This is a genomic window from Methylobacterium sp. 190mf, from assembly GCF_900107945.1.
Taxonomy (GTDB): Bacteria; Pseudomonadota; Alphaproteobacteria; order Rhizobiales; family Beijerinckiaceae; genus Methylobacterium.
Genome location: NZ_FNVI01000003.1, coordinates 17,763 through 42,637, shown reverse-complemented (window position 1 = coordinate 42,637; position 24,875 = coordinate 17,763). Strand labels below are relative to the sequence as shown.

The 24,875-nt window shown below is 72.2% G+C and carries 22 protein-coding genes; 12 read left to right on the top strand and 10 right to left on the bottom strand.

The window, feature by feature from the left end; all coding sequences use genetic code 11:
- Positions 1–36 precede the first annotated feature (36 nt).
- The 3 genes from C4T42_RS04345 to C4T42_RS04335 form a co-directional block, all read right to left on the bottom strand.
- Positions 37–2,760 carry an EAL domain-containing protein gene (locus C4T42_RS04345; protein WP_244603165.1) on the bottom strand — a complete coding sequence of 908 codons (2,724 nt, stop codon included), beginning with the start codon at positions 2,758–2,760 and terminating at the stop codon, positions 37–39.
- 553 nt (positions 2,761–3,313) lie between these two features.
- On the bottom strand, positions 3,314–4,588 hold the full coding sequence (locus C4T42_RS04340; RefSeq protein ID WP_103984752.1) for an efflux RND transporter periplasmic adaptor subunit: 1,275 nt from the start codon (positions 4,586–4,588) through the stop codon (positions 3,314–3,316).
- 101 nt (positions 4,589–4,689) lie between these two features.
- Positions 4,690–5,391, bottom strand: coding sequence for a sulfate transporter family protein (locus C4T42_RS04335; protein WP_020092113.1), 702 nt, complete (start codon positions 5,389–5,391; stop codon positions 4,690–4,692).
- 113 nt (positions 5,392–5,504) lie between these two features.
- Here C4T42_RS04335 and C4T42_RS04330 point away from each other — a divergent pair, with 113 nt between their 5' ends.
- Positions 5,505–6,881 carry an NAD(P)/FAD-dependent oxidoreductase gene (locus C4T42_RS04330; protein WP_026604771.1) on the top strand — a complete coding sequence of 459 codons (1,377 nt, stop codon included), beginning with the start codon at positions 5,505–5,507 and terminating at the stop codon, positions 6,879–6,881.
- A gap of 87 nt (positions 6,882–6,968) precedes the next feature.
- Complete coding sequence (locus C4T42_RS04325; protein WP_020092115.1) at positions 6,969–7,595, top strand: cyclic nucleotide-binding domain-containing protein; 627 nt, start codon at positions 6,969–6,971, stop codon at positions 7,593–7,595.
- Between the two features lie 32 nt (positions 7,596–7,627).
- On the opposite strand, the gene C4T42_RS04320 is transcribed toward C4T42_RS04325, so the two are convergent.
- Positions 7,628–8,626 carry a D-glycerate dehydrogenase gene (locus tag C4T42_RS04320; protein ID WP_020092116.1) on the bottom strand — a complete coding sequence of 333 codons (999 nt, stop codon included), beginning with the start codon at positions 8,624–8,626 and terminating at the stop codon, positions 7,628–7,630.
- A gap of 270 nt (positions 8,627–8,896) precedes the next feature.
- On the opposite strand from C4T42_RS04320, the gene C4T42_RS04315 reads away from it, so the two are divergent.
- Positions 8,897–9,460 (top strand): SH3 domain-containing protein, encoded by a 564-nt coding sequence (locus C4T42_RS04315; protein WP_020092117.1) that lies wholly within the window; start codon positions 8,897–8,899, stop codon positions 9,458–9,460.
- 143 nt (positions 9,461–9,603) lie between these two features.
- Here C4T42_RS04315 and irr read toward each other — a convergent pair whose 3' ends face one another.
- The gene (gene irr, locus C4T42_RS04310) at positions 9,604–10,119 is read right to left on the bottom strand and encodes a Fur family transcriptional regulator Irr (RefSeq protein WP_012319639.1); all 516 of its coding nucleotides are present in this window, start codon (positions 10,117–10,119) and stop codon (positions 9,604–9,606) included.
- Positions 10,120–10,334: 215 nt separating this feature from the next.
- Between irr and fabA the strand changes: the two genes are divergently transcribed.
- The 3 genes from fabA to fabI all read left to right on the top strand — a co-directional run bounded on the left by fabA (position 10,335) and on the right by fabI (position 13,436).
- On the top strand, positions 10,335–10,871 hold the full coding sequence (gene fabA, locus C4T42_RS04305; protein ID WP_020092118.1) for a 3-hydroxyacyl-[acyl-carrier-protein] dehydratase FabA: 537 nt from the start codon (positions 10,335–10,337) through the stop codon (positions 10,869–10,871).
- Positions 10,872–11,011: 140 nt separating this feature from the next.
- Positions 11,012–12,238, top strand: a complete 1,227-nt coding sequence (fabB, locus tag C4T42_RS04300; RefSeq protein WP_020092119.1) for a beta-ketoacyl-ACP synthase I — start codon at positions 11,012–11,014, stop codon at positions 12,236–12,238.
- A 367-nt stretch (positions 12,239–12,605) separates the two neighbouring features.
- Complete coding sequence (gene fabI, locus C4T42_RS04290) at positions 12,606–13,436, top strand: enoyl-ACP reductase FabI (RefSeq protein WP_026604772.1); 831 nt, start codon at positions 12,606–12,608, stop codon at positions 13,434–13,436.
- Between the two features lie 6 nt (positions 13,437–13,442).
- Here fabI and C4T42_RS04285 read toward each other — a convergent pair whose 3' ends face one another.
- Complete coding sequence (locus tag C4T42_RS04285) at positions 13,443–13,694, bottom strand: hypothetical protein (RefSeq protein WP_042672450.1); 252 nt, start codon at positions 13,692–13,694, stop codon at positions 13,443–13,445.
- 137 nt (positions 13,695–13,831) lie between these two features.
- Between C4T42_RS04285 and C4T42_RS04280 the strand changes: the two genes are divergently transcribed.
- On the top strand, positions 13,832–14,071 hold the full coding sequence (locus tag C4T42_RS04280; protein ID WP_020092122.1) for a hypothetical protein: 240 nt from the start codon (positions 13,832–13,834) through the stop codon (positions 14,069–14,071).
- Positions 14,072–14,123: 52 nt separating this feature from the next.
- A complete protein-coding gene (locus tag C4T42_RS04275; RefSeq protein ID WP_020092123.1) occupies positions 14,124–15,635 on the top strand; it encodes a DUF6880 family protein in 1,512 nt (503 codons plus the stop codon).
- Positions 15,636–15,653: 18 nt separating this feature from the next.
- On the opposite strand, the gene C4T42_RS04270 is transcribed toward C4T42_RS04275, so the two are convergent.
- Both C4T42_RS04270 and C4T42_RS04265 read right to left on the bottom strand, forming a co-directional pair.
- Entirely contained in the window at positions 15,654–16,016 is a 363-nt protein-coding gene (locus C4T42_RS04270; RefSeq protein WP_020092124.1) for a DUF427 domain-containing protein, read from the bottom strand.
- Positions 16,013–16,903, bottom strand: a complete 891-nt coding sequence (locus tag C4T42_RS04265) for a methyltransferase domain-containing protein (RefSeq protein WP_020092125.1) — start codon at positions 16,901–16,903, stop codon at positions 16,013–16,015. The genes C4T42_RS04270 and C4T42_RS04265 overlap by 4 nt, the downstream gene beginning before the upstream one ends.
- Positions 16,904–17,052: 149 nt before the next feature.
- Between C4T42_RS04265 and C4T42_RS04260 the strand changes: the two genes are divergently transcribed.
- On the top strand, positions 17,053–17,298 hold the full coding sequence (locus C4T42_RS04260; RefSeq protein WP_012319629.1) for a hypothetical protein: 246 nt from the start codon (positions 17,053–17,055) through the stop codon (positions 17,296–17,298).
- 28 nt (positions 17,299–17,326) lie between these two features.
- Entirely contained in the window at positions 17,327–18,088 is a 762-nt protein-coding gene (locus C4T42_RS04255) for a ComF family protein (RefSeq protein WP_053622116.1), read from the top strand.
- A gap of 64 nt (positions 18,089–18,152) precedes the next feature.
- Here C4T42_RS04255 and C4T42_RS04250 read toward each other — a convergent pair whose 3' ends face one another.
- Positions 18,153–18,746 (bottom strand): GNAT family N-acetyltransferase, encoded by a 594-nt coding sequence (locus tag C4T42_RS04250; RefSeq protein ID WP_012319627.1) that lies wholly within the window; start codon positions 18,744–18,746, stop codon positions 18,153–18,155.
- 309 nt (positions 18,747–19,055) lie between these two features.
- Between C4T42_RS04250 and zapE the strand changes: the two genes are divergently transcribed.
- A complete protein-coding gene (gene zapE / locus C4T42_RS04245) occupies positions 19,056–20,288 on the top strand; it encodes a cell division protein ZapE (protein WP_024829764.1) in 1,233 nt (410 codons plus the stop codon).
- Positions 20,285–23,260 (top strand): response regulator, encoded by a 2,976-nt coding sequence (locus C4T42_RS04240; RefSeq protein WP_181049144.1) that lies wholly within the window; start codon positions 20,285–20,287, stop codon positions 23,258–23,260. The genes zapE and C4T42_RS04240 overlap by 4 nt, the downstream gene beginning before the upstream one ends.
- A 52-nt stretch (positions 23,261–23,312) precedes the next feature.
- Here the strand turns inward: C4T42_RS04240 and ubiB are convergent, their stop codons facing one another.
- Positions 23,313–24,875, bottom strand: a complete 1,563-nt coding sequence (ubiB, locus tag C4T42_RS04235) for a 2-polyprenylphenol 6-hydroxylase (protein ID WP_012319624.1) — start codon at positions 24,873–24,875, stop codon at positions 23,313–23,315.

Here is a 24,875-nt window from a genome sequence, read left to right as displayed (position 1 = left end):
CGCGGAGGCGGCGCGCACCGCCGGACGCCACGATGGTCAGGCGATCGCCCGGAGCGTGCCGTTCCAGCGGCGGATGACCGAGGCGACCTCCGAGACGGGGACGGCGCGGCTGAACAGGTAGCCCTGGACCTCGTCGCAGCCCTCGGCGCGCAGATGCGCGAGTTGCGCCTCCGTCTCGACGCCCTCGGCGGTCGTCGTCATGCCGAGGCTGGCACCGAGCCCGATCACCGCCCGAACGATGAAATCGGTCCCGTCCTTCACGCACAGGTCGCGCACGAAGGACTGGTCGATCTTGATCTTGTCGAACGGGAAGGAGCGCAGGTAGCTGAGCGACGAGTAGCCGGTGCCGAAATCGTCCATCGCCACGCGCACGCCCAGCGCGCGCAGGCTATGCAGGATCGCCGTCGTCGCACCGGGATTGGCCACCAGGACCGTCTCGGTGATCTCCAGCTCCAGGCGCCGGCCCGGCAACCCGGTCCGCCGCAGCGCCTCGCGCACGGCGGTGACGAGACTCGCCGAGGTGAACTGCACGGCCGAGACGTTGACGGCGACCTTGAGCTCGTCCGGCCAACGGGCGGCCTCCTCGCAGGCGCGGCGCAGCACCCACTCGCCGAGCGGCACGATCAGCCCGAGCTCCTCGGCGATCGGGATGAATTCGGCCGGCGAGACGGAGCCGCGGACCGCGTGGTTCCAGCGCAGCAGCGCCTCGAAGCCGCAGATCCGGTCCGTCTCGAGGCTGTAGATCGGCTGGTAGTAGACCTCGAACGCCTCCCGGGCGAGGGCGTCACGCAGGTCGCGCTCCATGATCCGCCGGGCCATGAGGCGGGCATCCATGGCCGGTTCGAAGAAGCGGAACGCTCCGCGCGCCTCGGCCTTGCCCCGGTCGAGGGCGACTTCGGCGTTCTTCAGGAGCTTGTCCGCGTCGGACCCGTCGCTCGGCGCGAGGGTGATGCCGATGGTGAGCCCGACGCAGATCGTGTGATGGGTCAGGCTGTAGGGCGCGCCGACGACCTCGATGATGCGCCGGGCGAGGATGGCGGCGTCCTCGGGCCGGTCGACGCCGCGCTGGACCACGATGAACTCGTCGGCTCCGAGGCGCGCGACGCAGTCGATCTCGCGCACGCAGGCGGTGAGCCGATTCGCGACCGCGACGAGCAGCTCGTCGCCGATCCCGTGGCCCAGGGTCTCGTTGACCGGCCGGAAGTCGTCGAGGTCGATGGCGAAGACCGCGAAGCCCTGGTCGCGCCCGGCCTGCGCCACGGCCACGTCGATCTGCTGCCCCACAGCCACCCGGTTGGGCAGGCCGGTCAGCAGGTCGTGATGCGCCAGGAAGGCGATGCGAGCCTCGGCCCGGCGGCGCTCCGTGACGTCCTCGTAGGTGGCCACGAAGCCGCCATCGGCGGCCTCGCGCCGGTCGATGGCGACGATGCGGCCGTTGCTCAGCTCCTGGAAATGCGTCTGCCAAACGCCGTTGCTGAAGGCGTCCCGCTGCTGGCGCAGCAGCGCTTCGAGATCGCAGCCGGGATGGTTGCCGGCCGCGAGACTGGCGCTCAGGACCTCGAGGGCCGTCATGCCGGGTACGACCGTGCCGGGCGGCAGGCCGTAGATCTCGCCGTAGCGCCGGTTGACCACCATCAACCGATGCTGCGCGTCGTACAGGCAGAGCCCCTGGGACATGGTGTCGAGGGCCGCATCGAGGCGCAGGTTGGTCCGGGTCAGGAAATGCGCCTGCTCCTTGAGTAGGCTGATATCGCTGCACACCGCGATGAAGCCGCCCTGCCGGGTCGCGGTGCGGCTCACCCGCAGCCAGCGGCCGTCGGCCAACCGGACGTCGCCGTCCCGGGCCAGGGCTCCGAAGCGATCCTCCGGGACATCCGAGCGGTAGTCCTGCGGCTCGTGCGCAACCTTCGTCAGCGACAGACCGGCCTCGATGGCAGCGTCGAGCCCGTCGAAGAAGCCCAGGGCCTGCGCGTTGGCCAGGGTGATCCGGCCGTCGGCATCGACCACGACGACGCCTTCCCGTGCTGTCTGCAGCGCGTCCGTCACCTGCGTCTCGGTGCCCCGGCGCTGGCTGCCCTCGCGGAGCGTGAGAGCCCGGATGGTCGATCGCATCGCCGCGACGGCGTTCAGCAGCCGGCTCAAGCCGTCGCGGCCGCCGGTTGGGATTCGATCGTCGCGCTGGCTGACCGCGATCCGTTCGGCCGCCTCGGCCGCCGCGCCGACCGATCCGCCGATGTGACGGGTGAGCAGCCAGGCGATCAGCCCGCAGGCGATGATCACGAGGGCCGCCGCGATGGCGTGCCACCGAACGACGTCCCGCACGCGCTGCCGCGCAGCCTGCCGGAAGGTGAAGCCGTCGCCGGCCATGACGTTGATCAGGAGATCGATCTGGCCTTCGACGGCGTCGGCCTGCCGTTCGAGAGACGCCTTCTGATCCGGCCGCACCGTCACGGGATCGAAAGCGCGGCGCAGGCTCTCCCAGGACGCCACGCTGGTCTGGACGGCCTCGGCCGTCCGCGCCGCCCGCTCGGACTGGGCCCGCTCGGCCGCGATGGTGAGATCCTCGGCCAGGATCGCCGAGAGGTCGGTGATGTCCGCATCCCGCTTCGCCACCTCGGCAGCGTCGCCGGTCTGCATCCGCCGGACGAGGGCAGCGCGCATCTTCGCGAAGTCGGCCGCCACCGCGCGGGCGAAGCTGATCGAGGTCAGGGATTCGTCGTAGGTCCGTGTGACGAGCGTCCCGACCTGCGTGATCGCCAAGCCAGCCGAGAGCGCGAGCGCGCCCAGGAGAAGACCGACACAGAGGAAGGCGACGCTGACCGCGGCGCGAATCGACGTGATACGGCCCGTCCGCGTCGCGGCCGCGCGGGTGTGCCCGGCTCGGTCCGCGCACGCCGTCGGTGTCTCGGGATCTCGCATCGCACAGGTCGCTGGGTCACACGTCCGGCCAGCGATAAATGTCACTTGTTAAGAGGCAATTAGCTGGCTTGTCTCAGATCACGGATCAGCTGCGCGCGACCGTCACGGAGCAATCGGCGGATCGTGCACAGTCGACCGCACGATCGGTGAAATCTTCGGCACCGCGCTTCTGCCGGCGAGCGGATCCCGTCGATTGAACGCAACCTTTCATTACGAGTGGCGCGCATTTGAGCAACGGAGCCGACCGGCGCGATGCTCATGTCGCCAGCTCGGCACCGATATACCGACCGGTTTCCGACAGCTCAGAGGCCGTATCCGCGCGCCGGCCCGCCGTCGCGACGCGGTCCGCGGCCGGCGCGCCCGAATGATTCCCGCGGTCGAGTGTTTCCCGCGTTCACCGCTGCGCCGAGCGGAGCGGCCCGGGCGGAGGCGGTGACTTCAGGGGCTCGACCGACTGGCCGTCCCGCAGATCCGGGGCGGGGCTGTAGATGATCCGGCTGTCGGCGGGCAGCCCCGAGTCGAGCTCCAGCGTGCGCCCGAGATCGCGCCGGACGCGGATCGTCCGCCACGTCACCCGGTCGTCGTCGCTGAGGGTGGCGACCCTGAGGTCGTTGCCGTCGAACACCGTCGCCTCGGCGGGGATCGACACGCCGGGCTCGGCCCGGGGGATCTTGAGGGTGACGTAGGCGTACAGCCCGGCCCGCAGCGCCCGGTCGGCGTTGGGGACGTCCACCTGGGTGGTCAGCGTGCGCGACGCCGCGTTCAGCGCGACGGAGCTGCGCTCCACGTAGCCTTCGAAGCGCCGCCCCGGCATCTGCGGCACAGTGATCTCGGCCCGCACCCCGGGTTTGACGCCGACGGCATCCTTCTGCGGCACGTTGACGGTGATGCGCAGCAGGCTGTCCTGATCCATGGTCAGCAGCGGCGTGCCCCCGTTGTCGGCGCGGACGAGGTCGCCGACATCGACGTTGCGCACGGTCACGACCCCGTCGAACGGCGCCACGACACGCTCGAAGGCGGTGAGCGCCTTCAGGCGGTCGACCACGGCCTCCTGCGCCTTGATGTTGGCGGTGGCGACCTTCACGCCGGCCTCGGCGGCGGCGAGCGCGGCAGCTTGGCTCAGCACGCCCGCCTTGGTGTTGTCGGCGTTCTGCCGCGAGGCCCAGCCCTGCACGGCCAGGGTGCTGGTGCGGTTGTTGGTGAGGTTGGCGAGGTTCACATTCGCGCGGGCCTGCTCGACCTGCGCCTGCGCCTGGAGCAGCTGCGCCTTCAGCTGGCCGACCTGCGCCTCGGCCTGCGAGAGCTGCTGGTCGAGATCCGGTGCGGCGATGCGCAGAAGGAGGCCGCCCGCCTTGACCCGGGATCCGATATCAACCCGGCGCTCCGCGATGTAGCCAGTGGCGCGCGCGGCGATCGCCGCCGTGGTGAAGGCCTGGATCTCGCCGGGAAGCACGAGATCGAGGGGGCCCTCGGCCCGCTCGGCGGCCACGGTGCGCACCTGCGGCACGAGGGTCTTGATCCGCTCCAGCGTCGCGGTCGCCTCCACGTCGCGCTGCCAGTGACCGTAGGCACCCCAGGCGAGCAGGCCGAGTCCGGCGAGGCCGACCAGCAGGAACGGGGCCTTGCCGGGCGGCGGAGGGACGTCCGAGCCCGCGTCGTGCGGCTTCATCGATCGGCTCTCCGCCCCGGACATCCGGCCAAGTCACGGTGAGGGTAGCGCCCGGCGGGCCGGCCGGCCAGCGTGTGCATTGGCCGCATCGGCGCGTCGGCCTAACGCGCTGGCCCGGCCACCAGCGGGCGCCGGCTGAGGCGCTTGTGCAGGTGGACCATCAGGGCGATACCGAAGAGGGGCGTCAGCAGGTTGAGGACCGGGACGATCATCAGGCCGGCCAGGAGGCACCCGGCGCCGAGCGTCCGGACCGAGAAGGCGCGGCGCATCTCGGCGGCCTCGGGAAGGGGGCGGAACCGGGCCGCCGCCATCTCGAAGTACTCGCGGGACAGCAGGTAGGCGTTGGCGGCGAAGAAAGCCGCGATCCCGATGACGGGAACGAAGAAGATCACTAGGGCCGCGAGGTTCACCAGCAGCGTCACACCGGCGAAGCGCAGGGCGTAGAGCATGGCGGTCCCGAACGGCATGGCGCGTCCGGGCGGCTCGTTCGGGAAATCGGTACGCTCGACGATCTCGGCCGCGTCGTCGAGGAAGAAGCCCGCCACCAGGATCGAGACCGCCGGCATCAGGTAGGCGAGGGCCACGACCAGACCGAAACCCGCGAGGTAGTAGGCGAGGCTGTCGAGGATCGGGTACTGGGCGGAAATGTGGTGGCTCGCCTGGAAGGCCTGGATCAGCCGGGTCAGGCCGAGCCAGATCAGGAGCAGGAGCCCGACCGTCAGGCCGAGGGACTTCCACAGGATCGCGCGCAGCGGCGGCGAGAAGGTCTGGCGCAAAGCCGCCGCGGCGGACTCGACGAGCATCGGGCGAGAATTCCGGCCTGCGCCGGAAGCGGCGCTGGCGCGTTGTGGAGCGGTGCGGCGACCGGTGCAAGATCGGGCTCCGTCGCAGGGGCGGCAGGGTGCGGGGAGCACGCGTGCAGGACACGACAGGACAGGTCTCGGCGCCGCGGGCGCCCGATCACCGGTGGAGCGACCCGGTCGTCCGGCCCACCTACAGGCCGCGCCTCGCGCCTCTACCCGAGAAGCCCGAGGTGCTGGTGATCGGCGCGGGCGCCGCCGGCATCGGCGCGGCCCGCAACCTCGCGGCCCGGGGCGTGTCCGTCGCGGTGCTGGAGGCGCGGGAGCGCGTCGGCGGCCGCGCCCTGACGGTGACCCTGCGCGGCCACGCCCTCGATCTCGGGGCTCACTGGCTCCATGCCGGGCCGATCAACCCCCTGGTGGCGCTCGGCCGGGCGCGCGGCGAGCGGCTCCGCCGGGCCGCGCAGGAGAGCCATGTCTGGGTCGGGGGCCGGCCGGGCCGCGCCGACGACGTCCGGGCCAACGCGCGCGCCTTCGACCGCGCGGACCGCGCCATGACCCGTGGCGCCGCGCAGCCCGGCCCCGACCGGCCGGCCGCCAGCGCGCTGCCGCCCGGGCTCGGTGCCTGGGGCGACCGGGTCGCGCAGGTCCACGGCCTCGTCTCGGGCCGACCGCTGGAGGCGGTCTCGCTCCACGACTTCCCCAGCATGGAGTACGGCGACAACTACTTCCTGGCCGACGGCTACGGCAGCTACGTCGCCCGACTGGCGGACGGCCTGCCGGTGGCGCTCGCGTCGCCGGTGACCCGGATCGACTGGTCGGATGGCCGCGTCCGCGCGACAGGCGCGGACGGGACGGTCTACGCCGCCCGCGCGGTGATCGTGACGGTTCCGATGATGGTGCTCCGGGACGGGCCGGCCTTCACGCCGCCGCTGCCGAACGCGGTGCGCGCCGCCATCGACGGCTTCACCACCGGCATCTACGAGCACGCGGTGCTGCACTGGCCATCGAGCCCGTTCCGCGGCCGCGACCGGCTGGCGGCGATCCACGGCGGGCGGCGCGCCCCGCCGGGCCTCCTCACCCGCATCGACGACACGCCCTTCCACTACTACGAGCTCGACCTGCACGAGGCGGCGGCGATCGACGCCGCGGGATCCGGCGCGGACGGCGTGCGCCGCCATGTCCGCGCGGTCCTGGGCGAGCATTTCGGCCGGGCGCGGCTGCGCGACCTGACGATCCCCGCGGTGAGCGCGTGGCGCCACGACCGGTGGTCGCGCGGCTCGTGGGCCGTGGTCCCGCCGGGCCACGCGCCGGCGCGACAGGCCCTCCGCGCCGCCGTCGCCGACACCGTCTGGTTCGCCGGCGAGGCGCTGTCCCGGGAGCAGTGGGGCACGGTCGGGGGCGCCTACGCGGAGGGCGTCCGGGCCGCCGAGGCCGTGTCCGCCGTCGTACAGACGGGCGCCGGCGAGCGTATCCGGGCGGGCACAGGCTGAAGCGCGCGCGGCGCGGAACCTGCCGGAACGCTTGCCGCAGCCGGACAAGACAGGCATCCCCCGGCCGAAACGCGACAGGGGGCGGCGATGGATTGGGTCGAGGGCATCGGCTATCTCGGGACGGCGCTGACCATCACGGCGACGGCCATGAGCACGATGATCCCGCTGCGGATCATCTCGCTCTGCGCGAGCTGCGCCGTGATCACCTACGGCATCATGATCGGCAGCATGCCGGTGGTGCTGACCGAATTGATCCAGATGCCGTTCAATGCCTACCGGCTCTGGCAGATGCTGCGCCTCGTTCGAGACGTGGAGACGGCCGCCGAGAACGACCTGTCCCTGGAATGGCTCCGACCCTTCGGCTCCCGACGCCCGTTCGGCATCGGCGAGGTGGTGTTCCGCAAGGGGGATCTCGCCGCCGAGATGTACTACATCGAGAGCGGCGTGTTCCGGATCCCGGAGGTCGACCTCGAGGTGCGCCAGGGCGGGATCGTCGGCGAGCTCGGGCTCCTGTCGCCCGGCAACGCCCGCACCGCCTCGCTGGTCTGCGTCGAGGCGGGACACGCGCTGTGCGTGTCCTACTCGGACGTGAAGCAGCTCTACTACCAGAACCCCGAATTCGGGTTCTACTTCCTCAAGCTGACCAGTGAGCGGCTCTTCCAGGGTGTGCAGGGCATGTCCAAGCCCCAGGCGGTGGCCGGCGACGCCCTGTGAGGCGCCGCCGTCCGCTGCTCAGTGTCTGCCGCTCAGAGCATGCTCGGCAGGATGCGGTCCGGCGGCCGGTGTCCGTCCATGAAGGTCTTGATGTTGATGATGACCTTCTCGCCCATGTCGGTGCGGCTCTCGTAGGTCGCCGAGCCCATGTGGGGCAGGAGGACGACCTTGCCCTGGCGGGCGAGCTTGACGAGGCGCGGGCTGACGGCGGGCTCCTGCTCGAACACGTCGAGGCCGGCCGCCGAGACCTCCCCGCCCTCGATCAGGCGCGCCAGGGCGTTCTCGTCGATCACCTCGCCGCGGGCCGTGTTGACCACGATCGCCTCGGGCTTGAGCAGCTTGAGGCGTCGGGCCGAGAGCAGATGATACGTGGCGGGCGTGTGCGGGCAGTTCACCGACACGATGTCGACGCGCGCCAGCATCTGGTCGAGGGATTCCCAGTAGGTCGCGTCCAGCGCGCTCTCGATGGCGGCCGGCACCCGGCGGCGGTTGTGGTAGTGCACCTGCAGTCCGAAGGCGCGGGCGCGCTTGGCCAGCGCCTGGCCGATCCGGCCCATGCCGACGATGCCGAGGCGCTTGCCGGTGATGCGCCGGCCGAGCATCCAGGTCGGCGACCAGCCGGTGGTCCACTCGTCGTCCGGGATGATCCGCGCGCCCTCGGTGACCCGGCGGGCCACCGCGAGGATCAACGCCATGGTCATGTCGGCGGTGTCCTCGGTCAGCACGCCGGGCGTGTTGGTGACCGTGATGCCGCGCTCCAGCGCCGCCGCCACGTCGATATGGTCGACGCCGTTGCCGAAATTGGCGATCAGGCGGAGGTTCGGGCCGGCCTGGGCGATCAGCCCGGCATCGATCTCGTCGGTCACGGTGGGGACGAGCACGTCGGCCTCGCGCAGGGCCGACGCCATGGCGTCCGGCGCCATCGGCGCGTCCTCGGAATTGAGCCGGACGTCGAACAGCTCGCGCATCCGCGTCTCGACGGCATCCGGCAGGCGCCGCGTCACGACCACCAGCGGCTTGCGCTTCGACACGTCTCTCTCCCCGTCAGCCCAGCGGCCTTGATAGCGGCTCGCGCCCGGTGGCTCCCGCCCGGACCGCGTCCCGCAAGCGTCCGTTAACCGAACTCGGCCAGACAGGATCGGTCACGGGGCGCCGGTTCCGGAGCCCGTTCCGACCCATCGGCCTCTCTACCAGAGGTGGGCCGGAACACAATCGGATGCGGGCTGGTCCGCGTGTCGAACCGGCCCCGCTTTCGACATGTCCGGCGCCCAGCAACGCCACGTCTGGATAGGGAGACGACCATGCGCGTGTCATGCCTCAGCCTCGCCGTCGCGGCGGTGCTGGCCGGCGGCCTCGCGACCGGTGCCCGCGCGGCGCCGCCGACCGGCCCCGAGGCCGGGGTCGGGCCGGTGACCAAGCTGCCGCTGCCGCGCTACGCGAGCCTGAAGACCGATCGCGTCAACCTCCGCGAAGGCCCCTCGAAGGATCACAGGACGCTCTGGGTGTTCCAGCGGGCCGGCCTGCCGGTCGAGATCGTGGGCGAGTTCGAAACCTGGCGCAGGATCCGCGATTCGGAGGGCACCGAGGGCTGGGTGCTGCACTCGCTGCTGTCCGGGCGCCGCACCGCCATCGTGAATGCCGGCCCCGACAAGGGTGTCGAGAAGGCGGCCGTGTCGCTGCGGGCCAAGGCCGACGACGGCGCCGACGACGAGGCCAAGCTCCAGACCGGCGTGATCGGCAGCGTCAAGAGCTGCACCGGCACGTGGTGCCGCATGATCGTCGCGCTTCCCAACAAGCGGGACGTCGACGGCTACATTCGCCAGAATCGCCTGTGGGGCGTCTACCCGAACGAGGTCGTGGAATAGCGGTCCGGGCGCCCCGACGGCGCCCGTCCGTCATTCCGGGCGGCGGCGGCGCGCCAGCTCCCGGCACGCCGGCAGCCCGAAAAAGCGAAGGCCCGGACGATGCCGGGCCTCGCGTCGCTCGCGTACTGCGTTGGACGCGGGCCTCAGCCCTGACGGCGGCCCGCCGGACGGCTGCGGCGCAGGCGCACGATCACCTCGACCCCGGCGATCTCCATGCCCTCAGGCGCCTCCGGCAGCGAATCGACCGTGATGCCGCAATCCGGCATGTCGATCACCTGGCTCTCGTCCTCCAGGTAGAAATGGTGGTGCTCGGTCGGGTTCGTGTCGAAATAGGCCTTCGACCCGTCGAGCGCGAGCTGGCGCAGGAGCCCGGCCTCGGTGAACTGGTGCAGCGTGTTGTAGACGGTCGCCAGCGAGACCGGCACCTTGGCGCGCATCGCCTCGTCGTACAGCATCTCCGCCGTCAGGTGGCGGTCGCCGCGGCCGAAGAGCAGCCAGCCCAGGGACAGGCGCTGCCGCGTCGGGCGCAGGCCGGCCCGACGCAGACGGTCGCGCAGGTCGGACAGCGGACAGCCGCGGCGCGGAGTCCCGTTGGCCTCCAACTGGGGGGCGGGGACCCGGCCGTTGAAGACGGCCTGGAATGGCACCGGTTCGGACATCGCTGGACTGAACGCTCGACGAGGGGCCTGAAGGAACGGATGTCTCCTCAGTATATTGAAGTGGTCGGACAGTCGCAACCCGAGCGTTGCCGCATACCCGCGGCTGCAGGCTTTGAAGGCGCGGCGCCCCGTGCTAACCCGCGCGCCAGCCGATGGGCCGAGTATAGTCGCCCGCGACGCGAAGATCGCGCACATCCGAGGAAACAGCCAACGCAATGCCGCCAGACGCCGAGACACAAGCGCAGGGTGCGAACCGCCGGTCGCACTATTCCTACGAGGATCTTCTGGCCTGCGGGCGCGGCGAACTCTTCGGATCCGGCAACGCGCAGTTGCCGCTGCCGCCGATGCTGATGTTCGACCGGATCACGTCCATCGGGACCGAGGGCGGCGCCCACGGCAAGGGGCACGTGACGGCCGAGCTCGATATCCGGCCGGACCTCTGGTTCTTCCCCTGCCATTTCCAGGGCGACCCGGTGATGCCGGGCTGCCTCGGCCTCGACGCCCTGTGGCAGATGCTGGGCTTCCATCTCGGCTGGCTCGGCTCGCCGGGTCGCGGCCGCGCCCTGGGCGTGGGCGAGGTGAAGCTCGCGGGCCAGGTGCTGCCGACGATCAAGAAGGTCGTCTACAATGTCGACGTGAAGCGGGTCCGTCAGGGCAAGCTCGTGCTCGGCATCGGCGACGGCTGGCTCGAGGCCGACGGCGAGCGCGTCTATCAGGTCCAGGACATGCGGGTCGGCCTGTTCCAGAGCTGAGCCGCAGCCGCCGCGCGTCCAGTTCGCGGCTTGGCCGCAACGCCGGACGGTCTCGGCGGTTGTGATTGTGTCCGCGTCACCTTAGCTGACCGTGACGCGGCCCGGGCGACCGGGACCGCGACGGAGGTAGTGTCACCATCATGCGCCGTGTCGTCATCACCGGGATGGGCATCGTCTCGTCCATCGGCAACAACACGCAGGAGGTGCTCGCCTCCCTGCGCGAGGCCCGCTCGGGCATCGCGCGCGACGCCAGCTACGCCGAGCACGGCTTCCGCAGCCAGGTCTCCGGCGCGCCCACCCTCGATCCCGAGGGCGTGGTGGACCGGCGCGCGATGCGCTTCCACGGCGGCGGGACCGCCTGGAACCACGTCGCCATGGATCAGGCGATCCAGGATGCCGGCCTGGATCAGGGCGACATCTCGAACGAGCGCACCGGCATCATCATGGGCTCGGGCGGTCCCTCGACCCGCGTGATCGTGGAGGCCGCCGGCATCGCGCGGGACAAGGGTCCCAAGCGCATCGGCCCGTTCGCCGTGCCGAAGGCGATGTCGTCGACCGCCTCGGCAACGCTCGCGACGTGGTTCAAGATCCGCGGCGTGAACTACTCGATTTCCTCCGCCTGCGCGACCTCGAATCACTGCATCGGCAACGCCGCCGAGATCATCCAGGGCGGCCGGCAGGACATCATCTTCGCGGGCGGCTGCGAGGATCTCGACTGGACGCTCTCGGTGCTGTTCGACGCCATGGGCGCCATGTCGTCGAAGTACAACGACACGCCGTCCCGTGCCTCCCGCGCCTACGACGCCAACCGCGACGGTTTCGTCATCGCGGGCGGCGCCGGCGTGCTGGTCCTCGAGGAGCTGGAGCACGCCAAGGCGCGCGGCGCCCGGATCTACGGCGAGGTTGCGGGCTACGGCGCCACCTCGGACGGCCACGACATGGTCGCGCCGTCGGGCGAGGGCGCCGTGCGCTGCATGCGCCAGGCGCTGGACGGGCTGAAGGGCGCGCGGATCGACTACATCAACCCGCACGCCACCTCGACGCCGGTCGGCGACGACAAGGAGATCGAGGCGATCCGCGAGGTGTTCGGCCGCGGCGAGGATTGCCCGCCGATCTCGGCCACCAAGTCGCTGACCGGCCATTCCCTGGGCGCCACCGGCGTGCAGGAGGCGATCTACAGCCTGCTGATGATGAACAACGGCTTCATCTGCGAGAGCGCGCACATCGACACGCTCGACCCGGCCTTCGCCGACATGCCGATCCTGCAACAGCGCCGGGACGACGCGCAGCTCGGCCACGTGCTGACCAATTCCTTCGGCTTCGGCGGCACCAACGCCACCCTGGTCCTGAAGCACGTCGACGCCTGATCGCCCGGCGCGGAACCGCCGGCCACAGGCCGGCGTTTACCCGCTGTTGAGATCTGGTGGTGGCGATGGGGACTTTCATCTTCGGAACATTGGGTGGCCTCATGATCGCCGGTGTCGCGGCGATCTACGCGAAGCAGGCCGCGCTGGAAGAAGCGGATTCCCACACGGACGGGCATTTCTGAGCCCGGCCGCCGCGCCACCATCGCCCCGCCCGCCGGCGGGGCTTTTTTTTGCCCGTTGCAGGACACCGCTGCGTTTGGAACGCGGCGCGAGCCGCGTTAAGGCAGCCTGCCGCGGTTCGCTCGTCGCGACCCCGGTCCGGGCCCGCTTCGCGGGTCCGGCGTGCTCGGTCAGGATGTGAGTCGGCATGACGGGTTTGATGGCGGGCAAGCGCGGCCTGATCATGGGCGTCGCGAACGATCACTCGATCGCCTGGGGGATCGCCAAGGCGCTGCACGCCCAGGGCGCGCGACTGGCCTTCACGTACCAGGGCGAGGCCCTGGGCCGCCGGGTGGCGCCCCTCGCCGCCAAGCTCGATTCGGACATCGTCCTGCCCTGCGACGTCGAGGATCTGGCCTCGGTCGACGCGACCTTCGAGGCCCTGGACGCCCGATTCGATGGCGGCCTCGACTTCGTGGTCCACGCCATCGGCTTCTCCGACAAGGCGCAGCTCAAGGGCCGCTACGTCGACGTGACGACGCGCGAGAATTTCGTGCGCACGATGACGATCTCGTGCTTCTCGTTCACCGAGATCGCGCAGCGCGCGGCCAAGCGGATGCACCAGGGCGGCTCGCTGCTGACCCTGACCTACGGCGGCGCGACCCGGGTCATGCCGAACTACAACGTCATGGGCGTCGCCAAGGCGGCGCTCGAGGCCTCGGTGCGCTACCTGGCGAGCGACCTGGGCCCGGACGGGATCCGGGTGAACGCGCTCTCCGCCGGCCCGATGCGGACGCTGGCGGGCGCCGGGATCGCCGACGCGCGGCTGATGTTCAACCACCAGCGGGCACACGCACCGCTGCGCCGCACGGTCAGCCTGGAGGATGTCGGCGGTTCGGCACTCTACCTGCTGTCGCCGCTCTCGGGCGGCGTCACCGGCGAGGTCCACTTCGTCGATGCCGGCTACAACATCATCTCGATGCCGCGCCCGGACGTGCTGCAGGCGCAGGACGAGGCCGGCGTCGTCGGGGACGCCTGAGGCGCCTCACTCCTCCGGGATGCGCCCCGGGGGCAGGGGACCGGCCGGCGAACCGCGCTCGCCGCGGACCGAGCGCCGCTCCCGGGCGGCGCGCGCCTCCTCCGCGGTCGGCGGCGCCGAGGGATAGTTCGACGCGAAGGGGTTGGGCGGCGCCCCGCGCCCGGAGCCGCCGAACAGCTTGTCGAGGAAGCCCTCCTCGGCGCTCGCGGGTCGGGCGACCAGGAGAAGGGCGAGGGCGAGGATCGGGCGAAGCTGCATCGTCGTCGTCTGCGTGCCGGGACCGTGCCGGGTTAGGGCCACTTTCCGGCGGATCGGAGGCCGAGTCCCCGTCGCCTGGAACCCCGGCGCGTCCGGCGGGTTCGCGGTCAACGATGAGGGCGCGTACAGGAGGCGTGATGTCCGAGGTTACCTATCGCATCGTCGAGCACGACGGCGGATTCGCCTATAAGGTCGGCGACGTGTTCTCCGAGACGTTCCCGAGCCGCGAGGAGGCGCTGCAGGCGGCGCAGGCCGCGGCGGCGGAGCAGCAGGTCCCCGGGTCGACCGAGGGGATCCGCTACCAGGATCAGGCCGGCGGCTGGCACGACGAGACGGCGCAGGGCAGCGACCGGCCCCGCGCCCGGGTCGTGGAGTAGCCGCGGCGGACGGGACGGACATGCGCGATCGTCCGCAACGGCGGGAAATCTCGTGGCGCGTGCGCGGCGCGTAACCCCGGCCGCGGCGCCGACCGGTCGCAGGGCGCCCGCCCTGCCGAAGGGCGCACGCCGCACGACCCCGTCGCCGGAGACGCTGGCGTCGCTCGGCCCGGACCGGCTGATCGCGCTGATCCTCGGCGAGACCGGGCGCAACCCGGCCTTCAAGAAGCTGGTGAGCGCCGCGCTCGCCTCGCTCCAGGGCCCCGAGGCCGTCGCGGCGATCGTCGACCGGCGGCTGACGGCCCTCGAGGGCGCCCAGGGCTACATCGACTGGCAGAAGCGCCGGACCTTCGCGGCCGACCTCAACACCACCGTGACGGTGATCCTCAACGAGCTGCGGCCCCTCGATCCGGGGGCCGCGCTCGACCGGCTCCGCCGCTTCCTCGACGGCGCCGACGCGGTCCTGAACCGCGTCGACGACAGCACCGGCGCCGTGCAGGGCGTGTTCGACCGCGCCGCCGCGGCGTTCGTGGAGATCGCCGGCGCCCTGCCGCCGGAGGACGCTGCCCGGGTAGCGGCGCGCCTCGTCGAGCCGTTCGCGGCGGATCCGTTCGGCCCACTCGGAACCGTCCTCGGCGAGATGATCCCGGCGCTGCCCGAGCCATCCCTCGCGGAGATCGACGACCGGCTCGCCGCCGCCGAGGCGGCCCTGCCGCAGGGCGGGGATCCCCGCCGCGACGCGACCCACCACCGGCAGGCGGCCCGGATCCAGATCCTGCGCCTGCGCCAGGCCGTCGCCGACCGGCGCGGCGACACCGACACCTTCATCGCCCTGGAGCGGGCGACCTTGCCGGGGCGGGAGAACCGCGTCGCGATTGCCCGGCGGCTCCTCGGCGCGGGGCGCGCCGCCGAGGCGCTGGACTGGATCCGACGCATGCAGGATCCGGGTCTGCGCATCGCCACCCGGGCCGACCTGATCGCCGGCTTCGACCTGCGCGGACCCGAGCGGGAACGGCAGGCGCTGGAGATCGAGATCCTCGACGCGCTCGGCCGGGGCGATGAGGCGCAGGCCCTGCGCTGGGGGCGGTTCGAGCGCGAACTCGACGCGGCGATGCTGCGCACCTTCCTCGCCAAGCTTCCGGATTTCGAGGACGAGGAGGCGCTACGGCGCGCCCTCGACCACGCCGAGGCCTTCCCGCAGCCGCACCGGGCGCTCGCCTTCCTGGCGGCCTGGCCGGATCTGCGCCGTGCGGCCGCGCTGGTCGTCGCGCGGCCTGAGACCTGGCAGGGCGACCAGTACGCGGTGCTGGCGCCGGTCGCCGAGGCGCTGGCGCAGGATCACCCCCGGGCCGCGACGATCCTGTATCGCCGGCTCCTCAACTCGATCCTCGAGACCGGCCGCAGCGCCGCCTACCCGCACGGCGCGCGCTACCTCGCGGAGCTCGACGCCCTGGCGGGGCGCCTCGCGACCGGCGACGTCGATCCGGATCCGCAGGCCTACCGCGCTGCTCTGCGGCGGGCGCACGGCCGCAAGCACGGGTTCTGGAGCCTCGTGCGCGACTGAACCGGATGCGCGGCCGGCTCAGTCCTCCAGCACGATGGCGTCGACCCGGTCCGGGTAGAAAGCCACGTGGTCGCGGATTGCCGCGACGGCCGGGTACGGGTCGCCGTAGCTCCAGACCGCGTCGGGGCGCCGATCGCCGTCGACGACGAGGTCGAAATAGTGGGCGTCGCCCTTGTACGGGCAGTGGCTCGTCCGCGCCGAGGCGACGAAACAATCGGCGCGGATGTCGCTTCGCGGCACGTAGAAGACCGGTGGGTACCGAGCCTCCTGCAGCCGCAGGGCGTTCCGGGTCTCGGCGACCGCGGCGCCCGCCACGACGACGCGGACGCGGCGGGACTCGGGCTCGACGGTGATCGGGTGGTCCGGTCCGGGCAGCTTCATGGCGTGTTCCCTCCCTCGGGCTTCAACTCGACGGTCCCGAGCGCGTCGGCGAGGCGCGTCTTCGCGGTCCCGGGCCGCAGGGGCTTCTGCTGGGTCTCGTGCGGCACCCAGCCCGAGAGCCACAGCACCTCGAAGGTCGCCCGCACGCGACCGTCCGGGTCCGAGAACCGCTCGGCGTAGATCTCGGCCATGCGCAGCAACGTCGCCCGCCGCAGCGGAGTCCGCCGCCGCTCGGTGAGCACGTTGGTCATGCCCATGGCCCGCAGGTCGCGCATCAGGCCGAACGGGTCGGCGTAGCGGACCGTCAGCGTGTCGGTATCGGCCACCGGCAGCGCGAAGCCCGCCCGCTGCAGCAGGCCGCCGGCCTCGCGCACCGCCGCGAAGGGCGCCACGCGGGGGCTGACCCCACCCTCGACCTCGCTCTCGGCCTGGGCGAAGCTCTGGCGCAGCTCCGTCAGCGTCGCGCCGCCGAGCAGGCAGCCGACGAACAGCCCATCCGGACGGAGGGCGCGGCGCAGCTGGATCAGCGTGCCGGGGAGGTCGTTCACGGCGTGGAGGGCCAGCAGCGACACGGCGAGGTCCAGGCTCCCGGTCGCCAGCGGCAGCGCTTCGGGATCTCCGACGATCAGGTCGCCGCCCGGCTCTGGCAGGGCCGCGAGGCGGACATGCCGCGCCGCCGGATAGCGGGCGGCGAGCAGCCGGGTCGCCACGGGACGCGGCGTGGCGAGGTCGAGAACAGAGACGAAGCTGCGCAGGACGGCGCCGAGCCGGTCGTCGAGATCCTCGGCGAGGCGGTCGAGGAGGAAGCCCGGGTAGCCGAGGCGCCCGGCACGGGCGAGGCGGCGGCGGGCGAGGCGCGTGTCGAACAGGGCGGCGGGAGCATCCATCGGGGGGCAGATGGCATCTGCGGTCGCGTCGCGCCACCGTCGCCGCGCACGGTCTCGTGAGCTGCGCTAGGATGCTGGAACGACTCGGGAGCGTCGCTGTTCCTGCTGCAACCGGCCCAACGGCCGAGATTCCTCAGGGAGCACACATCATGAAGCGCATGCTCGTCGGGGCCGCCGTGGCCCTCACCACCCTGGCCGCCGCGGGCGGCGCCGAGGCGAAGGGCTGCATCAAGGGCGCCATTGTCGGCGGCATCGCGGGTCACTACGCCGGCCATCACGGCCTCGTCGGCGCCGCGGCCGGCTGCGCCATCGGCCGCCACCGCGCCAACGCGCGCGACCGTCAGGTCGAGCAGCAGCAGATGGCGCCGCAGGCGCGGCCCGTCTCGGCCCAGTAGGCGGGAACTCCGGTCGCGCGTTGCGCGCATGACGGCCCTCCAGGCCGTCGCCACGGCCCTGCGCGGTCTGCCGCGCGGGGTCGTCTCTCTGGTCTACCCGCCCACCTGCGCGGGCTGCGGCGGCGCCACCGCCGATCCGGGCGCCTTCTGCCCGTCGTGCTGGTCGAGCCTGCGCCTGATCGAGGAACCGGTCTGCCAGCGCTACGGCACGCCCTTCGCGCTCGATCTCGGGGTCGGCCCGCTGGTGTCGCCCCGGGCGATCGCGGAACCGCCGGTCTTCGGCCGCGCCCGGGCGGTCGCCCTCTACGATGCCGTGGCGCGACGGATCGTCCATCGCCTGAAATACGAGGACCGGCTCGATCTCGCCGGCGTCATGGCGCGGATGATGGCCGCGAGCGGCCGGACCCTGATCGCCGAGGCCGAGTGCCTCGTTCCGGTGCCGCTCCATCGCGGTCGCCTGTGGCGGCGGCGCTTCAACCAGTCGGCCCTGCTCGCGCGGGCGATCGCCGCTTCGGCGGGACGGCCGTGCGTCGCCACCGCCCTGGTGCGCGTGCGCGCCACGCGATCCCAGGTCGGCCTGAGCCGCGCGGCGCGGGCCGAGAACCTGAGCGGTGCCTTCCGGGTGACGGCCGCCGAACAGCACCGCATCCGCGGACGCCGGGTTCTCCTCGTCGACGACGTCATGACCACCGGCGCCACCGGCAACGCGGCCGCACGGGCGCTCCTGCGCGGCGGGGCGACGTCCGTGGACCTCCTGACCTTCGCCCTCGTCGGCGACCCCGCCGGCTGAGGGGCCGGCCGCCGCGGGCCCGGCACCGGCGACCGGCCTCCTCGCCCGGCCGCGACGCCCGGCCTCAGCGCCCGGCCTGCATCCGCTCCGGAAAGCTCGCCGCCAGGGTGAAGTCGAACGCCTCCGCGATCCCCTCGTACCAGAGCGAGAACGGCGTCGGACGCGCGAGGTGCAGGGCGCCCTCGATCTCGCGACCCTCGTGCTGGAGGGCCGCCCCGTGCTTGGCCGCGAGTCGCAGCATCGGCCCGTTGCCCGACAGGCAGCGGACGTGGAGGTCCTGGACGCCGCGATGCCGCGCCGAGCGGGCGATCCGGGCGAAGAGGGCGGCGCCGATCCCCTGCCGGCGGAAGGTCTGCTCGACCGCGAAGGCCGCCTCCGCGTGCGGCCCCAGGGCGTAGCGGGACGCGCCCGGGCCCATGGGCCGGAGTTCACCGAGACCGCGCAGCACGCCGCCCACGAAGGCGCCGTACATCACGCCCTCCGCGGTCAATGCCTGCGCGGCATAGGCCCGGACTCCGGCCTCGCTGACATTACCCATGAAGCGGCTCGCCCGGGTCTCCGGATCAAGCCGCAGGAAGTAGTCGAGGACCGCCGCGCGATCCGCCGGCCAGAGACGCCGGATGGTGTGGGCCGGCCCATCGAGGGCTTGTACCGCCATGATGAAGCTCCGGTTCGTGCGCGCTGTCGCGCGAAGTGGTCCGGACGCTCCTCCCAGAAGACCGCCGGGGTGTCGCATCCCCGTATCCATTGTGCAATGCAGCAGAGTGCGGGGCCGGCCGTCCGCGTGCCTGCCATGCGCGGGCCGACGGGACGCTTCGATGGGACGCTTCCCTGCGGCTGTTCGGCCGCGGGCTTGATTCAGGCCGAGCTTGCGCGGCACTGGAACGGGCCCCGGGTCGTTGACCGCCGACGCGGGCGCAAGGGGGTGCCGAACCGGTGCCGCGATCAGCAGCGAGGAACCGGCGGCGTGAACGACAGATCCGGCAAGTCCATCGCACCGTCGCCGGCGGCGCTCGCCGGCGCCGTCTCGCCCGGCCCGGTCCACGAGCGCTACGAGGCGCTGGTCGGCACCGGCGCCATCGAGCGCGATCCGGCCCAGGCGCACTTGGTGCGCGCCCTCGACCGGCTGGTCCTCGACCTTCAGCGCCGCAAGCGGGCCAGCAAGACGAGCGCCCTGGGATGGCTGTTCCGGCGCAAGGACGAGGCCGAGGCGATCAGGGGCCTATACATCTGGGGCTCGGTCGGGCGCGGGAAGACCATGCTGATGGACCTGTTCCACGAGGCGGCGCCGGAGCCGAAAAGACGGGTCCATTTCCACGGCTTCCTCGCCGACGCGCACGAGCGCATCCACGCCTACCGGCAGGCGCTGAAGGCCGGCACCGTCAAGGGCGACGATCCGATCGGCCCAGTGGCCGACCAGCTCGCCGACGAGGCGACCCTGCTGTGCTTCGACGAGTTCACCGTCACCGACATCGCCGACGCGATGATCCTGGGGCGCCTGTTCAACCACCTGTTCCGGCGCGGCGTCACCGTCGTCGCGACCTCGAACGTCGAGCCGGACCGGCTCTACGAGGGCGGCCTCAACCGGGCGCTGTTCCTGCCCTTCGTGGCGACCCTCAAGGAGCGCGTCGACGTCGTCCGGCTCGATTCCCGGACCGATTTCCGGCTCGAGAAGCTCGGCGGCGCGGCCGTCTACCATGTGCCGGCCGACGCGGCGGCGCGCGCGGCCCTCGATGCCGCCTTCAAGGCTCTGACCGGAAAGGCCCGCGGCCTCCCGACGACGGTCACGGTCCACGGCCGGGCCGTGGCGGTTCCGGAGCAGGCGACCGGGGTAGCCCGGTTCGGCTTCGACGATCTGTGCCGCCAGCCCCTCGGCGCCTCCGACTACATGGCGCTCGCCCGCGCCTACCACACGGTGATCCTGGACGGGATCCCGGTGATGGGGGAGGCGGAGCGGAACGAGGCCAAGCGCTTCATCACGCTGGTCGACACGCTCTACGACCGGCACGTGAAGCTCGTCGCCTCCGCGGCGGCGGAAGCGCAGGACCTCTACACCGCCCAGACCGGCCGCGAGGCCTTCGAGTTCGACCGGACCGTCTCGCGCCTGATCGAGATGCGCTCGCGGGAGTATCTCGGCCAGCCGCACGGCCGGCCGGACTCCGAGGCGTCGGGCGCCAGCACCGGGCTGGTGGAGACGTGAGCGCCCCGTCGCGTGCCGGATCGATCTTCGGGCTGCGTCGGCGCAACTGGCGCGGCGCCGGCCCGCTGGGCTGGCTCCTGGGCTCCCCGGCGGCCTTCCTCCTGCTGATCGTCGCCCTGGGCAGCGGCACGGCCAACTACGTGACCGGCGAGACCGATCGGGCCGCGACCGCCCGGGCGAACGCGACGATCGCCGGGATCGAGCGCCTGATCTCCGAGGTCAAGGACCTGGAGACGGGCGAGCGCGGCTTCGTGCTGGTCGGCAGCGAGGATTACCTCCGCCCCTACACAACTGCCCTCACCAAGATCGACACGGAGCTGACCGGCCTCGGCGCGGCCGCGCAGGACCCGGTGCGGGCCGGCGGTCCGTCGCTGGCCGGGCTGATCGCGCAGAAGCGCGATTTCGCCGCCCGGGTGGTCGAGGCGCGGCGGAACCAGGGCTTCGACGCCGCCATCGACCTCGTCCGGACCGGCGAGGGCAAGCGCCTGATGGACGCGATCCGCGCCGAGGCGGCGGCCCGCCAGGCCGCGACCCTTGAGCAGCTCGCCACCCTGCAGGCGCGCGAGGGCTGGCGCGGGCTCCTGCTCTTCCTGACCTCCGCCGCGGCGGCCCTCGGGGCGATCGTGCTGCTCGCGCGCCTCGCCCTGGTGCGACGGCAGGAATCCCTGCGCATGTCGCGCCTCCTCGACGGCGTGCTCGCCAACGCGCCGGTGGGGCTCGGTTTCCTCGACCGCGACCTGAAGATCCGGCACATGAACCGGGCCCTCGCCACGATGAGCGAGCGCGGCTTCGGGGCCGATCTCGGCGCGCCGATCTGGGCCATGCTTCCGACGCTGCGGGAGGAGCTGGCGCCGAAGCTGGCCGCGGCCCTGACGGAAGGCCTGGTCTCGCCGAACGTGCCGGTCGCGGTGCCGACCCCCTCGGCGCCGGGCGGCGTGCGGCACTTCTCGATGAGCTTCTACCCGCTTCGGGGCGAGGAGAGCGCGGCGGCCGATCAGAGTGTCGAGGGCGTCGGCCTCGTGGTGGTCGACGAGACCATCCGCCACCTCGCGGAGGCCCGGCTCCGGCGGAGCGAGGAGCGCTTCCGCTCGCTGATCGAGGCGAGCGCCGCCATCGTCTGGACCGCCAACCCGGAAGGGAGCCTCCACCGCCGCCAGACCGCCTGGATGCGCTTCACCGGCCAGGACGAGGCCGCCTACGCGGGGCTCGGCTTCCTCGACGCGATTCACCCGGACGACCGTGCGCATACCCGCGCCGCGTGGACCCGCGCGGTCGCCAGCCTGGAACCCTACGCCACCGAGCACCGGATGCGCGCCGCCTCCGGCGCCTACCGGCACATGAGCGTGCGGGCCGTCCCGATCCTCGAACCCGACGGCACCCTGCGGGAGTGGGTCGGGACCCACACGGACATCACCGAGCGCAAGGAGGCCGAGGCCGCGATCGAGGCGGCGCGCGCGGCCGCCGAGGCCGCCAACGCGGCCAAGAGCCAGTTCCTGGCCAATATGAGCCACGAGTTGCGCACCCCGCTCTCGGCGGTGATCGGCTATTCCGAGATGGTGCAGGAGGAGCTCGAGGATATCGGCGAGGCCGATCTCGTCACCGACATGAAGAAGATCGAGACCAACGCCCGCCACCTGCTCGGCCTGATCAACGACGTGCTCGACATCTCGAAGATCGAGGCCGACCGGGTCGAGATCTACGCCGAGGACTTCGAGGTCGCCGCCGTGGTGCAGGAGGTGGCGGTGACGGTCGAGGGGCTCGTCGCCAAGAAGGGCAACACGCTGGCGCTCGAGCTGGAGCCGGGTCTGGGCAGCGCCCACACCGACGTCACCAAGCTGCGCCAGTGCCTGATCAACCTCCTGAGCAACGCGGCGAAGTTCACCGAGGACGGTCGCATCACCCTGGCGGTCACCCGCGCCGACGGCGCGCTGCGCTTCGCCGTGACCGACACCGGCATCGGCATGACGCAGGAGCAGCTCGGCAAGCTGTTCGAGCGGTTCACGCAGGCCGACGCCTCCACGACGCGCCGGTTCGGCGGCACCGGGCTCGGGCTCGCGATCACCCGGGCCTTCGCCGAGATGCTGGGCGGCGCGATCGCGGTCGAGAGCCGGGACGGGGCCGGCACGACCTTCACGCTGACGCTGCCGGCACGCTTCGAGACCGGCGCGGGCGAGGACGCGGGCCCGGCCGCCTCGGATCCCGGAGAGCGGGGGACGATCCTGGTGGTCGACGACGACGCCGCGACGCGCGATCTGCTGGCGCGCTTCCTGGAGCGCGAGGGCTTCGCGGTGACGGTCGCCGAGGACGGGCGGCGCGGGCTCGATCTCGCCCGCAGCCTGCATCCCCGGGCCGTGCTCCTCGACGTCACCATGCCGCAGATGGACGGATGGGCGGTGCTGCGGGCGATCCGGGCCGATCCCGAGATCGGCGCGACGCCGATCGTGATGGTGACGGTTCTGGACGAGCAGAATCTCGCCTTCTCCCTCGGCGCCACCGACTACCTGCAGAAGCCGCTCGACTGGGGCAGCCTGCGCCAGATCGTCGACCGCTTCCGGCCCGCCTCCGGCGACGGCGCGATCCTCGTGGTCGAGGACGAGGCCGACGTGCGCGACCACGTCTGCGCCTATCTCGCGCGCGAGGGCTTCCCGGTCCGCGAGGCGGAGAACGGTCTGCGCGCCCTCGAATCCCTGGAGGCCGAACGGCCGTCCCTCATCCTCCTCGACCTGATGATGCCGGAGATGGACGGCTTCGCGTTTCTCCGGGCGCTCCGGGCCCGCCCGGACAGCCGCGACGTGCCGGTGGTGGTGCTCACCGCCAAGGACATCACGGCCGAGGATCGCCGCCGTCTGGCCGGTCAGGCCGACCGCGTGCTCGCCAAGGGCTCGACCGGCCTCAACGAGCTCGCCCGCGAGCTGCGCGCCCTGATCCCGGCGACCGAGGACACGGCCGGACCGCGACCCTTGCCCGTCTGAGCGCCCGCGGAGGACGGGCGGTATCGGCCCCGGGTCAGGGACGGGTGCCGCGTCAGAGGCCCCGGAACGCCAGCATCAGCGCGCCGACGGCGATCCCCCACAGGGCCAGCGTCGACCAGATCGCGCGGTAGCGTTCGTTGCGGGCGAAGCGCTCCAGCCGGCGGGCGTCGCCCGTGCCGGCCTCGTCGAGGCGGACCAGCACGCGCTTCAACCGCATGGCGAGGTCCGGAATGTCACCGACGACGTCGGAGACGACCTTGAGGGCTTCCAGGCCGCTCTGCGCCCGGCCGACCGGCCCCATGTTCCGGGCGATCCAGGCGCGCACGACCGGCTCGGCCGTGGTCCACATGTCGAGACGCGGGTCGAGGGAGCGGGCGACGCCCTCCACCACCACCATGGTCTTCTGGAGCATCACCAGCTCGGTGCGGGTGCTCATGTCGAACAGGGCCGTGACGTCGAACAGCAGGGTCAGGACCTTGGCCATCGAGATCTCGTCGGCCCGGCGCTGGTGGATCGGCTCGCCGATCGCGCGGATCGCCTGCGCGAAATCCTCCACGGAGTGGTGGGCCGGCACGTAGCCCGCCTCGAAGTGGACCTTCGCCACCCGGCGATAGTCGCGCAGGATGAAGCCCAGGAGGATCTCGGCGAGGAAGCGGCGCTCGTTCGGGCCGAGGCGGCCCATGATGCCGAAATCGACCGCCACGAGACGGCCCTCGGCGTCGACCAGCAGGTTCCCCTGGTGCATGTCGGCGTGGAAGAAGCCGTCGCGGATCGCGTGCCGCAGGAAGCTCTGGATGACGGTCCGCCCGATGGTCTGCGGATCGTGCCCTTGGGCGGCGAGCTCCGCGGCGCTGTGCAGGCGGGTCCCCTCGATCCACTCGGCCGACAGCACCTCGCGGGCGGTCAGCTCCCATTCCGGCTTCGGCACGCGGAAGTCGGGATCGTCCTTGGTGTTCTCGGCGAGTTCGGAGGCGGCCGCCGCCTCCAGGCGGAAATCCATCTCCATCAGCACCGAGCGCGCGAGGATCTCCACCACCTCGCGCGGCCGCAGCCGCTCCGCCTGCGGGGACAGGGCGTGCACCACCCGGGCCATGAAGCGCATGACCTCGAGGTCGCGCATGAAGCGCTCGCGGACGCCGGGCCGCATCACCTTCACGGCGAGGGCGCGCTGCGTGCCGTCGGGATCCTGCACGATCGCCTTGTGGACCTGCGCGATCGAGGCGGCCGCGATCGGCTCGCTGAACGAGACGAACAGCGCGCTCACGGGCTTGCCGAGGGCGGCCTCGACCGTGCGGAGCGCGACCGCCTGCGGGAAGGGCGGCACCCGGTCCTGCAGCTTCTCCAGGTCGAAGGCCGCGCGCATCCCGACGATGTCGGGCCGCGTCGCCAGGAACTGGCCGAACTTGACGTAGGACGGGCCGAGGCGCGTCATGGCCGCCGACAGCCGGGCGGCCCCGTCGTCGAGGCCAGGCCGCTCGAGGGAGCGGCCGATCCGCAGGGCGAGCCGCAGGTGCGGCGGCAGCTCGGAGGGATCGGCGAAGGCGAGGGCGCCCTCGCGGGCCAGCACGAAGCCGACCCGGGCGCCGCGGAACAGGTTGACGGCGGCGCTGATCAC

Coding starts and splice junctions, on each gene's coding strand:
- fabI (WP_026604772.1), top strand. CDS start 12,606: ATGACGGGTTTGATGGCGGGCAAGCGCGGCCTGATCATGGGCGTCGCG.
- C4T42_RS04260 (WP_012319629.1), top strand. CDS start 17,053: ATGAAGCGCATGCTCGTCGGGGCCGCCGTGGCCCTCACCACCCTGGCC.
- C4T42_RS04340 (WP_103984752.1), bottom strand. CDS start 4,588: ATGAAGCCGCACGACGCGGGCTCGGACGTCCCTCCGCCGCCCGGCAAG.
- C4T42_RS04265 (WP_020092125.1), bottom strand. CDS start 16,903: ATGGATGCTCCCGCCGCCCTGTTCGACACGCGCCTCGCCCGCCGCCGC.
- C4T42_RS04285 (WP_042672450.1), bottom strand. CDS start 13,694: ATGCAGCTTCGCCCGATCCTCGCCCTCGCCCTTCTCCTGGTCGCCCGA.
- C4T42_RS04250 (WP_012319627.1), bottom strand. CDS start 18,746: ATGGCGGTACAAGCCCTCGATGGGCCGGCCCACACCATCCGGCGTCTC.
- irr (WP_012319639.1), bottom strand. CDS start 10,119: ATGTCCGAACCGGTGCCATTCCAGGCCGTCTTCAACGGCCGGGTCCCC.
- C4T42_RS04325 (WP_020092115.1), top strand. CDS start 6,969: ATGGATTGGGTCGAGGGCATCGGCTATCTCGGGACGGCGCTGACCATC.
- fabA (WP_020092118.1), top strand. CDS start 10,335: ATGCCGCCAGACGCCGAGACACAAGCGCAGGGTGCGAACCGCCGGTCG.
- C4T42_RS04315 (WP_020092117.1), top strand. CDS start 8,897: ATGCGCGTGTCATGCCTCAGCCTCGCCGTCGCGGCGGTGCTGGCCGGC.
- C4T42_RS04270 (WP_020092124.1), bottom strand. CDS start 16,016: ATGAAGCTGCCCGGACCGGACCACCCGATCACCGTCGAGCCCGAGTCC.
- C4T42_RS04335 (WP_020092113.1), bottom strand. CDS start 5,391: ATGCTCGTCGAGTCCGCCGCGGCGGCTTTGCGCCAGACCTTCTCGCCG.
- C4T42_RS04255 (WP_053622116.1), top strand. CDS start 17,327: ATGACGGCCCTCCAGGCCGTCGCCACGGCCCTGCGCGGTCTGCCGCGC.
- fabB (WP_020092119.1), top strand. CDS start 11,012: ATGCGCCGTGTCGTCATCACCGGGATGGGCATCGTCTCGTCCATCGGC.
- C4T42_RS04280 (WP_020092122.1), top strand. CDS start 13,832: ATGTCCGAGGTTACCTATCGCATCGTCGAGCACGACGGCGGATTCGCC.